Below are 13,110 nucleotides of genomic sequence, written 5' to 3'. Positions count from 1 at the left end.
TAATCATGTAAATTAAAGTCTGTCACTATTTATCGTCATATAAGACGACATTTTAATTTAAAACTTACTATTTTTAGAATTAAATAGAATTTTATGGAAAAACACAGATGTGGTTGGTGTGTTGGAGATGCGTTATATGAAGCCTATCATGATGAAGAATGGGGAGTTCCAGTATATGACGATGACACTTTGTTTGAGTTTTTAATATTAGAAACCTTTCAAGCTGGCTTAAGTTGGATTACTGTTCTTAAAAAACGAGAAAACTTCAGAAAAGCACTAGATAATTTCGATTATAAAAAGATTGCAACATACAATCAGAAGAAGATTGATAGTTTACTTCAAAACGAAGGCATCATCAGAAACAAACTTAAAATAAAAGCGACCATAACCAATGCTCAGGCTTTTATGGATATTCAAAAAGAATTTGGTTCTTTTTCAAAATACATTTGGGATTTTGTTGATGGCAAACCTATTAAAAACAGTTTTAAAGACTACAAAAAAGCACCAGCAAACACACCTCTAAGCGATGCCATTAGCAAAGATTTAAAAAAACGAGGCTTTAAATTTGTAGGCACAACTGTTATGTATGCGCACATGCAAGCCACAGGAATGGTAAACGATCATGAAGTTAATTGCTTTAGATATGATGAAGTTTAAAATTATTAGTGTTTTTTTATTTGTATTTTCCATAAGTTGCTTTTCGCAAACTAAAAATGAAAAGGAATCGAGAATTCGACTTGATGCGTTTCCTGAAGCTTCAAAATTAGTTATTACTCCAATCTTATCAAAAGTAAAACGCATTCGGTATTATCGTGAAACCGATGGTAATCGTTCGAGTTTTGAAAGCAAATTCAAATACCACAAGTATTGGTATAGTATTGAGTTTGACAATAATGGCATCTTAGAAGACATTGAAGTAACTGTTAAAGAAAAACAATTGGACACATCGATAAGACTGAAACTAAATGCGTATTTAAAGAGACGTTTTAAAACGTACAATTACTTAAAAATTCAAGAGCAATATGTGTCGCCTAAAACGTTTGATGATATAAACTATCTAACGCATATTTTAGAACACCGAAACACAATACCATCCAACTATGAAATTGTTGTTGCTGTTGAAACTCATGATAACTGGGAAATAAGAGAGATGACCTTTAATTATTTAGGTAAATTTCTAAATGAACGTACAATAAAACAAGATAGCTATGAGTACATTATGTACTAGAATAATCTTAGTAATAGTTATTTTGTTTTTGGGTATAGATATGAATGCTCAAAACGACACTGAAATCTTTAATGAAAATGCTATTGCTATAAGACATAATCTTAGCAATACATATAGCATAAATTTTGAACTTAGTAACCGAGCATTTGTCTATACCAATGAAAACATAATCTACCAAATGCGACAAGTTCAAGTTAGTCATTTCTCGACCTTGAAATTAGACTTGAAACAAAGTATTGCTTTTGGATTAATGTATAGAAATCGAGATGCTTTTGAAGACTCTAGTAACGAATTTAGATTAACTCAACAATACAACACGAAGTCAATTTTTAAAACTTTACGTCTTGGTCATCGGTTTAGAAGCGAACAGCGCTTTTATGACAATTACACTGCGTTTAGGTTTCGGTATCGACTGGCCTTAGATTTGCCTTTACAAGGTTTAAAACTTGATGTTGGAGAAACCTATCTAGTCGTTACAAACGAAGCATTATTAACCTGTGCAACAATACAAAAACCATCAATTGCATATCGTTTATCACCATCGTTTGGTATTTTATTATCTAAAGACTTGAACATTGAATTTGGTGTTGAACTTCGTTTAGATGACATTACCATCAAAACTGAAGATACTATTTTTTTGAACTCCTCAATAGAGCTTAAAATTTAACCTAAGTGCTTAAGAAACTCTTGCCTAGACATCTCTTCTGCTCCTAAACTCTCAAGGTGATTCGTATATACTTGACAATCTATAAGCTTGTAATTGGTATTTTGAACAAACGAAATAAAGCCTACCTTACTAGCATTACTCACTTTACTAAACATACTTTCGCCACAAAACACACCATTATTTAAATCGACACCATATAATCCTCCTACCAATTCATTATCTAACCATACCTCAACCGATTTAGCAAAACCTAATTCATGCAATTTGATATAAGCTTCTTTTAATTCATTGGTAATCCAAGTGCCATTTTGACCAGCCCGTTTAATTTTTGAACAGTTATCAATAACGGCTTCAAAATCTTCATTTACTGTAATTCTAAAGTCTGAATTTCTCATTACTTGCCTCATGCTTTTAGAAATTTTCAACTTTTCTGGGAACAACACAAAACGAGGATCTGGTGACCACCACAAAATGGGTTCATCTTCTTCAAACCAAGGAAATATTCCATTTTTATAGGCTTCTAAAAGGCGTTCTATAGACAAATCTCCTCCAACAGCTAAAATACCTTCTTTTGAGGCTTTTGAAACCTCTGGAAACACAATATCATCACCTAGTAATTCCATATAAAATGGTATAATTTTTTATTAAAATACAAAAAAAGGCCTCAATATATTGAAGCCTTTTTAAATGGTTTGCTTTTCTCTTTCTTAGAAAGGAAGGTCATCGTGATCTTCTTCATTTAAATTTGTTGCTGGTTCAAATGCTTCAGCTGGTGCAGTAGGTGGCATATTATCTTGAGCAGCTTGAAGGTTTTCAATTCTCCAACCTTGAACCGAATTAAAATATTTTGTTTCTCCCTGTGGATTTACCCACTCTCTACCTCTAAGGTTGATATTCACTTTTACATTTTGTCCAACTTGATAGCTGTTTAACAAATCGGTTTTGTCCTGAACAAATTCAACCAAAATATGTTGTGGATATTGCTCTTCTGTAGTCACTACCAATTCTCTTTTTCTAAACCCATTGCTACCAAAGGTTTGTGTTTCTCCAATCATTTTGATTTTTCCTTGTACTTCCATTCTCGTAATACTTATAATTAATTTTTTGTTGTTGTTTTTAAGATAGTAATAGTTTCCATGCACTATTTACATCACCATAACTTAAATAGTTTCTGGCGATTTTATGTTTTTGTCTATGAGACATTTCTCTAATATTTGGATAACGCTCACTTACAGTGTTTAAAAATGCTTCCACTTCTTCATTGGTTGGTAATGCTTCAACATTACCTAACATACCTAAATCATTACCAGTTAAAATCATACTGTTTTTAACTTCAGAAGGCATACTATCTACACCTATTCCTAAAGTTGAAATAGGTTTTGGTATTTCAAAAAAACCATTTTTAGCTCTATTGTAATAGCTTCCTCCTGCTCTAGCTACCAAATCTAACTTTTCTTGAACGATAACTTGATTATCATCTAAAACTGCATCATCAATATGAAATTTAAGCACTTCGCAAATGATTAAGTTTCCAGCTCCTCCTTCGGTTCCTAATTCAATAATATCATTCACTTTACATTCAAATTGCACTGGAGATTCTGCTACTCGAAATGGTTTAATCGTATCAGATTCTAACATGGTTAAACCAGATTTCTCAAATTCATTTACGCCTTTTGCATACTCTGTACTACTCAAAGACATTTGTTGCACAATCTCATAATTAACTACATTAATGACCACTTCTTTGGTATCATATACATTTTCTAAAGTATGTTTAGTAGTATTATTTCTAACACGACGTGCAGGAGAAAATATTAAAATTGGAGGGTTTGCACTAAAGACATTAAAAAAACTAAAAGGTGACAGATTAGGATTACCATCTGCATCAATTGTACTAGCAAATGCAATAGGTCTTGGTGCAACAGCACTTAATAAATAGCCATGTAGTTTTGCTGTTGAAATGTCTTTAGGATCAAAAGATACCATCTAAAGTTTAATTTTAATAATTCAGAATGCAAATGTAACCATAATGCTAAAGTTATGAAAATGATTTGCTTGTCCTTAAGACAATATTATTAACATAAATCCTTTATATTTAAAATTCAAAATTAAACTTGATGGCTCTACCTTTAAACAGAAATCAAATACGATGGATTATCATTATCATTTCTTTAGTGATTATATCATTAATACTTTGGAATACCTACTTGTTTTTTCAAAGTTTTAAAGCCGAACAGAAAATGAAAATGGACATTTGGGCTGAAGCACAATCTGAATTTCAAAAAGGTTTTTTAACAGACAATGTTAATCCGATTGTAGACAAAATTATTCTTTCAGATAGTTTAATCCCGAAAATAATGGTAACTAAAAATGGTGATATTGCTACTAGAAATATTGACGAAAAACGAATTAATGATACGACTTATATTAATAATTTGATTAGAGAATATGAACGTCAAAACACACCTATAGAATTGTCGTACATTGATCCTGATACTAATAACAAGGTTCATATTGGCAAATTGTATTATGGCGACTCAATTGTGTTGAGTAAACTCAAATATTATCCATTAGCGCTTCTGGTTATCATCTTTTTATTTGCTGCTGTTGCTTATTTCTTCTACAAAAGTTCAAAAACAGCAGATCAAAATAAACTATGGACTGGTATGGCTAAAGAAACAGCGCATCAAATTGGCACACCATTATCTTCTCTAGTTGGATGGACTGAAATTTTGCGTTCTGAGCAAGTAAATCCTGAGTATTTAGTTGAAATTGAAAAAGACATTTCAAGGCTACAAACAATCACAGATCGTTTTAGTAAAATTGGTTCCATTCCAAAACTTGAAAAAACAGATATTGTTAAAGAAACTTTAGACTCCTACGAATACTTAAAAGCACGATCTTCGAAGCTGATTGATTTTGAAATTGCTACTCCAAACGATATTATAATGGTTAATCTCAATCAACAATTATACAGTTGGACGATTGAAAATTTGGTAAAAAATGCTATTGATGCTATGAAAGGAAAAGGCACATTAAAAATTGCCATTGATAGTGATTCTAAATTTGTAAACATTAAAATATCTGATACAGGAAAGGGCATTTCAAAACAGCATTTTAACACTATTTTTCAACCAGGTTACACCAGTAAAAAACGAGGTTGGGGTTTAGGTTTATCGTTAGCCAAACGCATTATTGAAGATTATCATGATGGAAAGATAAAGGTTTTAAATTCAGAAATTGACAAAGGAACAACCATGCAAATTGCTTTAAAATTATTGTTTTAAATTTAAGGTATGAAAACGCAACAATACTTTACATTAAAAGGAGTACAGCTCAATAATAATTGTCCAGAATGTTATTCTAATGAAGGACTAGAATTGACTTTTAAGCAAAAGTTTGTTGAAAACATGTTTTATAAGGCCATAACCGAAAACACCAAATATGACATGCATTGTAACATCTGTAAAACTGATATTTTTCCTATTAGGTGGACAGATGATATTGAGCAAGTTGTAAATTATCAAAAACGAGCTGTAACACCCAAACCTAAATCTTTAAAACTTAAACAAGCTGGTTGGCTTTTTATAATTATTGATATACTCTTACTTATCACAGTAATCCTATTTGCAACTGGAGTTATTTCCTTTTAATTACAAATGCGAAGCTATACGATTTGCAATAGCATGAAACTCATCTTCACTTAATTGAGTTTTGCTTATAAATCTTGCATCTTCCATCGAATTTAGTGGAATTAAATGTACGTGAGCATGCGGAACTTCTAGTCCGATAACTGTCATCCCAACACGTTTACATGGTATTGCTTTTTCAATTGCTATTGCAACTCGTCTTGAAAACTCTAAAAGACCATGATATGCTGTTTCATCTAAATCAAATAGTTTATCGACTTCCTTTTTTGGAATGCACAATGTATGACCTTTAGCATTGGGATTAATATCTAAGAATGCTAAGTAATCTTCAGTTTCAGCAACTTTATAACATGGGATTTCGCCGGAAATAATTTTTGTGAAAATTGATGCCATAGATTGAATTGTTTAGAGTGTATGTAAATATAAAAAGATTCCTAGTGATTAGGAACCTTTTTTATTGTTTTCAATTAACACTACGAGCTAATGCAAAGCTCTAGATTAGATGTTTATCTTGAAATTTCTAAAACATCAAACTTCATAATACCACTTGGTACTTGAACTTCAGCAACTTCTCCAACAGATTTTCCTAGTAAGCCTTTTCCAATAGGTGAATTTACAGAAATTTTACCTGAAGCTAAATCGGCTTCTCCATCGGCAACTAAAGTATAGGTCATTTCCATACCATTAGTTTGGTTTTTTATTTTCACTTTAGATAACACCAACACTTTAGACGTGTCCATTTGTGATTCATCAATAACACGTGCTCCAGCTAAAGTTTCTTCTAGTTTAGAAATTTTCATTTCTAGCATGCCTTGAGCTTCTTTTGCAGCATCATATTCAGCATTTTCACTTAAATCTCCTTTGTCTCTTGCTTCAGCAATAGCTTGAGATGCTTTTGGTCGCTCAATATCTTTCAATTGTTTAAGCTCATCTCTTAACTTTTTTAATCCTTCAGCAGTATAATAAGATACTTTACTCATAATTCGTTCGTTTATTAATTATTATCTCTAGTATTCATCTAAAAAAGATCCCGAAACAAGTTCGGGACTAAAGAAAAAATCCCGTTCACACGAGATTTGTTATACAAAGATACAAAATATTTATTTCAACCTTAATTTATTGTAAATTGCCAACAAAAAATTAAACAAGCTAATGAAGAATACCATATTTGTTTTATCGCTCTTACTTTTAATGACTTGCAAAAAAAGTGACGATGATGCTATAAATAATTGTAATTTTTTACAAAATATTGGAGTTAACAGAACTATTAGTTTAAACTTACCGCAATACAGTCAGTTACAGTTTTCAACAGAATCTGTGTACATCGCTAATGAAGGAAATGCTGGAATTTATGTTGTAAATATAGGCGGAAATTTTAGAGCTTTTGATGCTGCCGATCCAAATCGAACAATTAGTAGTTGCTCTTTTTTAGTTAAAGATGGCACGAATGTTAGCAATACATGTGAAGATCAAAACACTTACAATTTACTTACTGGATTGTCTGTAGATGAACAACTGCCTTGTGCTTTACATGAATATAGAGTTACAGCAAATGGTAATGAGTTAACCATTTCAAACTAGTTTATTTTTACTCATAGAACAAAAAAGCTCCTTAACTTAAATTAAGGAGCTTTTTTGTGTTTTAAAATTTAAGCGTCGCACCAATTAAAAAATTCCTTGTGGCTTGTGGATAAAAACCTGCACCTTCAATTGTAGTTACAGTTCCAGGATTTGACCAATCGTCATCGTAAGTATAATAAAATCCATTAGAGATGTATTTTTCGTTAAAGATATTATTAACCAAGCCTGTAAGTGTAATAGTATCAAAAATAGATTTTGGAGTAATCGTATACGTAATATTAAAGTCGTTTATAAAAAAGCTATCTAACTTAGACATTTTGGCTTCAGTATTACTCATAAACTGTTCTCCAACAAACTTACTAAGTAAAGCCATTTGCAAGTTTTGAATTGGTTGATAAACAATAGCATTGGCAGCAATTAATTCTGGAGAAAATGCGATATCAGTCTTCCCAAGGTTAACAAATTCGCCATCAAATGAGATAATTGTTTCTTTATTTTTATTTGAACTCAATGTTGCATTAGGTTGTAAAGTTAATTTAGAAGACACTGGAATTGTTGCTTCTAACTCTAAACCTAATCTGTAGCTTTCACCACTATTTGTTCGGATTGGATTTCCTACATTATCAATATTTCCTGTTAATATTAACTGCTCATTATATAACATAAAATAAGCATTTGCATTAAAACTAAAGTTTCCTTTTTTATGACGCCATCCTAACTCGAAATCGTTAAGTTGCTCTGGCTCTACATTAGCGTTGTTTTCAAAATCATCACGATTAGGTTCTCTATTGGCTCTAGCATAAGAGAAATACAAATTGTTATTATGATTTAACTCATAGGTAATTCCTGCTTTCGGATTAAAAAATGTATAATTTTCATCCACATTAAAAGGAATTAAATCTGAATTGATTCCTGAAGTTTCATAATTTACATTTCTAACTTGTAAATCTGCATACAATTTAATTTTATCATTTAATCTAATATTGGCTTTAGTAAACACCGAAAAATCATTCTTTTTACCATTGCCTTCATAATAATGATCTCTAATCTCACTCTGGCTAGCAAATTCTGCCCAAATGATTTCTCCAAAATGATCACCATCATAATGACTAAATGAAGTTCCAAAAATCATATCTAGATTGTTGTTTTTATAATTTGCAGAAGCATTAAATACATAAAAATCGTTATCAAGCCAACGTCGTCTAATAAGATCTGTTTCATCAACAATTTCCCCATTAAAATCTAAAGGCTCTAAACCATACTCGTCAAAACTTTCGTCTTCTTTAAACTGCTCAAAATAACCGCGACCATACGTATAGTTCAACCCTATATTTGTAGACCATCGATTATTGTATCGTTGGTTCCAGTGCAATTGGTAATGATCTTGACTGTAGTTATCAACTTCGTTATCATAAAACCGAATATTTCCTTCGTCGTCTTCATACTCACCTGCTGTATTGTAAGTTCGATCATTTTTTAATTTATCTAAATCTTCTAAGCCATTCCAAGATTGGTACGTTACTTCTTTACCTCCAAATAAAACGGCTTTAATTAAAGTATTATCATCAACATAAGATCCTTGTAAAAAGTACGATTTTAAGTCTGTCGATGCTCTATCAATATAACCATCAGATACGATGTTAGACAAACGACCAGCAATTTCAAAATGATCGTTCATTAATCCTGTACTATACTTTACAGTATGTTTTCTCGTGTTGTAGCTTCCGAAAGAATTAGAAATTTCTCCATTGGCTTCTTTAGACACAGCATCTGTTAATACATTCACACTTGCACCAAATGCTCCTGAACCATTGGTTGATGTTCCAACTCCTCTTTGCAATTGTAAACTTTCAACAGAAGATGCAAAATCTCCTAAATTTACCCAAAAGGTTCCTAAAGATTCTGCATCATTATAAGGAATACCATTAATGGTAATGTTTGTAGATTGCGAACTCACACCACGAACACGAATACCTGTATAACCAATACCAGCTCCAGCATCTGAAGTTGTAACAACTGATGGCAAAAAATTTAACAACATAGGAATATCTTGCCCTAAATTACGTTTAGCAATTTGTTTTTTAGTAACATTAGAGTGTGTAATTGGTGCTTTTTCTTTTACACGTACAGATTTTACTAAAACTTCGTCTAGTTGTTCTACTTTGGTTGAATCTTGAGTTTTTTCTTGTCCATAAACAGAACAAATACTAAATAAAAAAATGAAAAGTGTTAATCTCTGTTGTTTCGTTTTTGAGAGATTGTTGAATAAAAATTTCATTACGACTATAAGTTTATAATCGAATAAAAAGAGGTCATTATTCTTTGGTTAATATTATTGAAAAAATATCGTAAAGCTTAGCTTCACTATTGCACTCGTTAAAAAGGTCTACTAGACCTTTATTAACACTCGCTTCCTAAACAGCATTACCTGTTCTAGGTTCAATGGGTATGATCTCAGCCTCTCGAAGTTAAAAGTTAAAAGTTGAACAGTTAAAAGTTTAAGAATACTGATAACTACTTACTGATGACTGCTAACTGAAAAGCACCCCTTTTTTGAGAACGCTGCAAAGATAGAATAGATTTATTGATTGCACATTAAAAAACTTTTTATTTTTTAATCGATTTGAGGTGGTTTACGATTGATTTTCTTCTCTGAGTTTCTCTTTTTATTAGCTAACCGTTTTTTAATTACTGTTTTAGGTATCTTGGTTGGAATTCGTTCTTTATCTTCAATCAAATTGTCTTTTAGTAGTTCTAAAAAACGAGTAGTAATAATCGATTTGTTTTTATGTTGGCTACGACTTTCTCCACATTGCAAGATCAACATCTTTTCTTTTGATAATCTTGATTTTAGCTGATTTGATAGTAATTCCTTTTGTGCTTCGTTAAGTACTTGCGAGTTTTGTAAATCGAATATCAATTCGACTTTTGAAGCCGTTTTGTTGACATGCTGTCCGCCAGCTCCAGAGCTTCTAATGGCTTTAAACTTGAGTTCTTTTATTAAGGCTTGTTCATCAAACATATTATTTAATTTGATGAGGTGCTTTTAGTAAATCGTTGACTGTTTTAACAGGATTAAACGTAATTAAAGGAACTTCAACAAAAATGGTATTCCAATTTGCCATACTACCATTCCAAAGACCAGGAAGTTCAAGTGCCTTGAGGTCTTTTCCTGTTTTAGTTTTCATTGTAATAAAAGCAGCTTTTGCATCTACAAAGGTTTTTAAGTCAAACTTTTCTCCTTTGTAGTTTTTTATTCCACAAACCAAATCAACAGGATTAAAATGTGTTGCTTTTTTTAAAATCTGTTTTTGGAGCTTACTCTTTTTATCGATTTGTGCAGATTCTACAATTTGAAGTGATACATTACCACTTTCATCTTTAACCCAAAATGGTCCACCTCCAGGTTCACCTTCATTTTTAACCATTCCACAAATACGAATCGGACGATTTAATTTTTCAGTTAAATATTCAATTTGATATTTTAAAGAATACTTTTCAAATTCTGAGCTAATCTTAACATTTAAAGTTTTAACCAAAAATTCTGCAATTTCAATAAGTTGTTGCTCAGAAATATCTTCCTTTTTATCTAATAACTCGTGATAATTAAACACCTGCTCTTGTACTTTTAAAAGCAATCCAGCCAACACTTTTTTATATTTAGCAACTTCGTCTTTATATTTATAGGTCACGACATTATCAATATTTTTTATAAAAATAATATCAGCATGTAAATCGTTTAAATTTTCAATTAATGCACCATGACCTGAAGGCCTAAACAATAACGATCCATCCTCTTCTCTAAAGGGTTTGTTTTTTGGTGTTACTGCTATGGTATCTGTAGATTCCTTTTGATATGAAAAGGAAATATCAAATTTAGATCCAGTTTGGGTTTCAACTTTTTTCTCTATACGAACAAACTCTTCATCAAACTTATGATTATGTTTTTCTGAAATGGTAAAATGCAATTTTGTAGGTTCATCGGTTGAAGAATACAAAGCAGATTCATATAAATGCTCTTCGAAAGCTGTAGATACTACTTGATTCTTATACTCATGAAAAGGCAGTAAACCTTTTGGTGAATTCCCAAAATCTAACTCATCCTTATCCAACATCATTTTAACAAACATGAAACGTTGTTCATCAACCGAAAGTGATTCAAAATTAGGATGAATGTTATGAAGTTTTTCTTTTACAGTATGATAAAACGGAAACTTATCTAAACCTATAAAAAACAACGACAAATCATTATTTTTATAATTATTAATATAGGCATTTATACTCTCTTTTTTTATATCATACTCTTTTAAAAAACGATATAAAAATTTAAACATACGTGTTGCTGCACCTGATGCTGGCACAAATTTTAAAATGGAAATCGAGTCTTTTTTAGATTCAAAACTAGAGATATACTGTTGTATTTCAAGTTCAGAAAGTTTTACAATTCCGTTATCTATGCTTGCTTCTTCAACTAGGTTTGCAAAAGGAACTCCTTGTTCAAAAAGTTTAATTTGTTGTTCAACCTTTTTTAAGGTAAGTCCTTTTTGTTCTATGTGTTTTATGTCTTTTTCTGAAAAAATCAATGTAATTTTTTTAAAAGATTATCAATTTGGGTTTTACAAGTATTAAATCGATCTTCAAAACTTCCTTTTACAAGGATATACTTTTTTTTAGAATCGATAAGTGCTTGCTCAAATGCTTGAAACATTTGGATTCTAGAATTGGGTTGATCCCGAATTCCATCAGCAATCCAAGGCGTGTCAATATAAGTTAAAAAATACAAATCGTAGGTGTTTTGATAAGCATATTTTGCAACTAACTCTGGGCAAAATCCGTTATAATAAAACTCAGAGTACACCATAGTTTCTAACAAATCTGTATCGCAAATTAAAAGATTATTCGCTTTTTTAAGTAGTTTATTTTCTAATTGCATCTGACCAATGGCAATAGGCAGTACATCACTTTCGGTTAAACCTTGATGTTGTTGTAATTTAGTTTCAGCATAACGACGCGAAAATTCTTCTACAAACACGGTATTAAAATGTTCTGCTAAGGCTTCGGCTAAAGAAGATTTTCCAGTAGATTCTGGACCATACAATACAACTTTTATACAGTTTGAAGGGTGTTGTTTAAGTGTTTCTTCCATGCTTTATAACCAAATATGGCAATAATAGTTAATACAATATAGAGCAGACTACTAAAGGTAAGACCTTTATAAAAATATAGTGGAACTGTTATGATATTACCTACAATCCAAAACAACCAATTTTCAATTTTACGCTTTGCCATTAACCACATTCCAGCAAAAAATATAGCTGTTGTAAACGTATCTACATAAGCTGTCCAACTATCAAACTTATTAAAAGTCATATAAATTAAAGCTATAAAAATTAAAGCTCCAATACCTAAAAGTAGTGAAATCCATTTTTCTTTAATAGTTGTTTCAGAAATCGGTGTCACATTAGAATCACTAACCTTCGTTGTCCAAACATACCAACCATACAAACTCATAATAAAATAATAGGCATTAATAATCATGTCGCCTAATAAATCCCATTTAAGTAATAGGTAAACAAAAATGGCTGTGCTAACCATTCCTGTTGGAAATACTAAAACATTATTTCTTTTTGAAAACCATACAGAGGCAATTGTAAAAACAACTGCAATTAGCTCTAAAACAATATCTAAAGTATCGTAAGTTTTATATTGACTAAATAAAAACTCAAAAATGTGGTTCATAATCGTAGCGATCTGATTTTACAATTTTCATGTGGAGCAAGCCTCTTTCAATAAGCTGAAAAGCATCTTTAATTTCAACGGTTAATATTTGCATTACTTCATCATATTCTCCATACACTTGAGTGCTTAAAGGATTTTCAAGAACTTTAAGATTTGAAGCTCGTAACTGTTTTATAAAATGAATAATTGCAGGTTCGTAATCATCATGCAAAGGTGTTAATGTAAGTTCTACAGAAATGTTCATA

The 13,110-nt window shown here is 31.2% G+C and carries 17 protein-coding genes; 6 read left to right on the top strand and 11 right to left on the bottom strand.

Annotation, left to right across the window (positions count from 1 at the left end):
* Window positions 1-93 precede the first annotated feature (93 nt).
* The 3 genes from ACP15M_RS08075 to ACP15M_RS08065 are packed head-to-tail and all read left to right on the top strand — an operon-like array spanning window position 94 to window position 1,895.
* Window positions 94-657: a DNA-3-methyladenine glycosylase I gene (locus tag ACP15M_RS08075; RefSeq protein WP_425076683.1), complete on the top strand. Its 564-nt coding sequence runs from the start codon at window positions 94-96 to the stop codon at window positions 655-657.
* Window positions 623-1,228, top strand: coding sequence for a hypothetical protein (locus tag ACP15M_RS08070; protein ID WP_425076682.1), 606 nt, complete (start codon window positions 623-625; stop codon window positions 1,226-1,228). The genes ACP15M_RS08075 and ACP15M_RS08070 overlap by 35 nt, the downstream gene beginning before the upstream one ends.
* Window positions 1,209-1,895, top strand: a complete 687-nt coding sequence (locus ACP15M_RS08065; protein WP_425076681.1) for a DUF2490 domain-containing protein — start codon at window positions 1,209-1,211, stop codon at window positions 1,893-1,895. The genes ACP15M_RS08070 and ACP15M_RS08065 overlap by 20 nt, the downstream gene beginning before the upstream one ends.
* On the opposite strand, the gene aat is transcribed toward ACP15M_RS08065, so the two are convergent.
* The 3 genes from aat to ACP15M_RS08050 form a co-directional block, all read right to left on the bottom strand.
* Window positions 1,892-2,518, bottom strand: a complete 627-nt coding sequence (gene aat, locus ACP15M_RS08060) for a leucyl/phenylalanyl-tRNA--protein transferase (protein ID WP_425076680.1) — start codon at window positions 2,516-2,518, stop codon at window positions 1,892-1,894. The genes ACP15M_RS08065 and aat overlap by 4 nt on opposite strands.
* Before the next feature lie 84 nt (window positions 2,519-2,602).
* The gene (locus ACP15M_RS08055) at window positions 2,603-2,974 is read right to left on the bottom strand and encodes a DUF3127 domain-containing protein (protein WP_425076679.1); all 372 of its coding nucleotides are present in this window, start codon (window positions 2,972-2,974) and stop codon (window positions 2,603-2,605) included.
* Window positions 2,975-3,011: 37 nt separating this feature from the next.
* The gene (locus ACP15M_RS08050; RefSeq protein ID WP_425076678.1) at window positions 3,012-3,881 is read right to left on the bottom strand and encodes a flavin reductase family protein; all 870 of its coding nucleotides are present in this window, start codon (window positions 3,879-3,881) and stop codon (window positions 3,012-3,014) included.
* Between the two features lie 131 nt (window positions 3,882-4,012).
* On the opposite strand from ACP15M_RS08050, the gene ACP15M_RS08045 reads away from it, so the two are divergent.
* Together ACP15M_RS08045 and ACP15M_RS08040 are read left to right on the top strand one after the other, a co-directional pair.
* Entirely contained in the window at window positions 4,013-5,182 is a 1,170-nt protein-coding gene (locus tag ACP15M_RS08045; RefSeq protein ID WP_425076677.1) for a sensor histidine kinase, read from the top strand.
* 9 nt (window positions 5,183-5,191) lie between these two features.
* Complete coding sequence (locus ACP15M_RS08040) at window positions 5,192-5,548, top strand: hypothetical protein (RefSeq protein WP_425076676.1); 357 nt, start codon at window positions 5,192-5,194, stop codon at window positions 5,546-5,548.
* On the opposite strand, the gene ACP15M_RS08035 is transcribed toward ACP15M_RS08040, so the two are convergent.
* Window positions 5,549-5,938 (bottom strand): HIT family protein, encoded by a 390-nt coding sequence (locus ACP15M_RS08035; protein ID WP_425076675.1) that lies wholly within the window; start codon window positions 5,936-5,938, stop codon window positions 5,549-5,551.
* A 113-nt stretch (window positions 5,939-6,051) separates the two neighbouring features.
* A complete protein-coding gene (gene greA, locus ACP15M_RS08030; RefSeq protein WP_425076674.1) occupies window positions 6,052-6,525 on the bottom strand; it encodes a transcription elongation factor GreA in 474 nt (157 codons plus the stop codon).
* 172 nt (window positions 6,526-6,697) lie between these two features.
* On the opposite strand from greA, the gene ACP15M_RS08025 reads away from it, so the two are divergent.
* On the top strand, window positions 6,698-7,126 hold the full coding sequence (locus tag ACP15M_RS08025; RefSeq protein WP_425076673.1) for a hypothetical protein: 429 nt from the start codon (window positions 6,698-6,700) through the stop codon (window positions 7,124-7,126).
* A gap of 61 nt (window positions 7,127-7,187) precedes the next feature.
* Here ACP15M_RS08025 and ACP15M_RS08020 read toward each other — a convergent pair whose 3' ends face one another.
* From ACP15M_RS08020 to ACP15M_RS07995, 6 genes are all read right to left on the bottom strand, one after another.
* Entirely contained in the window at window positions 7,188-9,404 is a 2,217-nt protein-coding gene (locus ACP15M_RS08020; RefSeq protein WP_425076672.1) for a TonB-dependent receptor, read from the bottom strand.
* A 336-nt stretch (window positions 9,405-9,740) separates the two neighbouring features.
* On the bottom strand, window positions 9,741-10,148 hold the full coding sequence (arfB, locus tag ACP15M_RS08015) for an alternative ribosome rescue aminoacyl-tRNA hydrolase ArfB (protein ID WP_425076671.1): 408 nt from the start codon (window positions 10,146-10,148) through the stop codon (window positions 9,741-9,743).
* 1 nt (window position 10,149) lies between these two features.
* A complete protein-coding gene (locus ACP15M_RS08010) occupies window positions 10,150-11,709 on the bottom strand; it encodes a DUF4301 family protein (protein WP_425076670.1) in 1,560 nt (519 codons plus the stop codon).
* Window positions 11,706-12,272, bottom strand: a complete 567-nt coding sequence (locus ACP15M_RS08005) for an AAA family ATPase (protein WP_425076669.1) — start codon at window positions 12,270-12,272, stop codon at window positions 11,706-11,708. Before ACP15M_RS08005 ends, ACP15M_RS08010 begins: the two co-directional genes overlap by 4 nt.
* A complete protein-coding gene (gene pnuC, locus ACP15M_RS08000; protein WP_425076668.1) occupies window positions 12,233-12,865 on the bottom strand; it encodes a nicotinamide riboside transporter PnuC in 633 nt (210 codons plus the stop codon). The genes ACP15M_RS08005 and pnuC overlap by 40 nt, the downstream gene beginning before the upstream one ends.
* Complete coding sequence (locus ACP15M_RS07995; protein WP_425076667.1) at window positions 12,849-13,109, bottom strand: thiamine-binding protein; 261 nt, start codon at window positions 13,107-13,109, stop codon at window positions 12,849-12,851. Before ACP15M_RS07995 ends, pnuC begins: the two co-directional genes overlap by 17 nt.
* Between the last annotated feature and the right edge of the window lies 1 nt (window position 13,110).

The sequence above is a fragment of the Psychroserpens sp. S379A genome (assembly GCF_049800755.1).
GTDB lineage: Bacteria > Bacteroidota > Bacteroidia > Flavobacteriales > Flavobacteriaceae > Psychroserpens.
The sequence above is the reverse complement of the archived record's forward strand: the minus strand, read 5'-3'. Positions and strand labels throughout refer to the sequence as shown.

Coding starts and splice junctions, on each gene's coding strand:
- aat (WP_425076680.1), bottom strand. CDS start 2,518: ATGGAATTACTAGGTGATGATATTGTGTTTCCAGAGGTTTCAAAAGCC.
- ACP15M_RS08075 (WP_425076683.1), top strand. CDS start 94: ATGGAAAAACACAGATGTGGTTGGTGTGTTGGAGATGCGTTATATGAA.
- ACP15M_RS08045 (WP_425076677.1), top strand. CDS start 4,013: ATGGCTCTACCTTTAAACAGAAATCAAATACGATGGATTATCATTATC.
- ACP15M_RS08040 (WP_425076676.1), top strand. CDS start 5,192: ATGAAAACGCAACAATACTTTACATTAAAAGGAGTACAGCTCAATAAT.
- ACP15M_RS08050 (WP_425076678.1), bottom strand. CDS start 3,881: ATGGTATCTTTTGATCCTAAAGACATTTCAACAGCAAAACTACATGGC.
- ACP15M_RS08070 (WP_425076682.1), top strand. CDS start 623: ATGAAGTTAATTGCTTTAGATATGATGAAGTTTAAAATTATTAGTGTT.
- ACP15M_RS07995 (WP_425076667.1), bottom strand. CDS start 13,109: ATGAACATTTCTGTAGAACTTACATTAACACCTTTGCATGATGATTAC.
- ACP15M_RS08065 (WP_425076681.1), top strand. CDS start 1,209: ATGAGTACATTATGTACTAGAATAATCTTAGTAATAGTTATTTTGTTT.
- pnuC (WP_425076668.1), bottom strand. CDS start 12,865: ATGAACCACATTTTTGAGTTTTTATTTAGTCAATATAAAACTTACGAT.
- ACP15M_RS08035 (WP_425076675.1), bottom strand. CDS start 5,938: ATGGCATCAATTTTCACAAAAATTATTTCCGGCGAAATCCCATGTTAT.
- ACP15M_RS08020 (WP_425076672.1), bottom strand. CDS start 9,404: ATGAAATTTTTATTCAACAATCTCTCAAAAACGAAACAACAGAGATTA.
- ACP15M_RS08055 (WP_425076679.1), bottom strand. CDS start 2,974: ATGGAAGTACAAGGAAAAATCAAAATGATTGGAGAAACACAAACCTTT.
- ACP15M_RS08025 (WP_425076673.1), top strand. CDS start 6,698: ATGAAGAATACCATATTTGTTTTATCGCTCTTACTTTTAATGACTTGC.
- ACP15M_RS08005 (WP_425076669.1), bottom strand. CDS start 12,272: ATGGAAGAAACACTTAAACAACACCCTTCAAACTGTATAAAAGTTGTA.
- arfB (WP_425076671.1), bottom strand. CDS start 10,148: ATGTTTGATGAACAAGCCTTAATAAAAGAACTCAAGTTTAAAGCCATT.
- greA (WP_425076674.1), bottom strand. CDS start 6,525: ATGAGTAAAGTATCTTATTATACTGCTGAAGGATTAAAAAAGTTAAGA.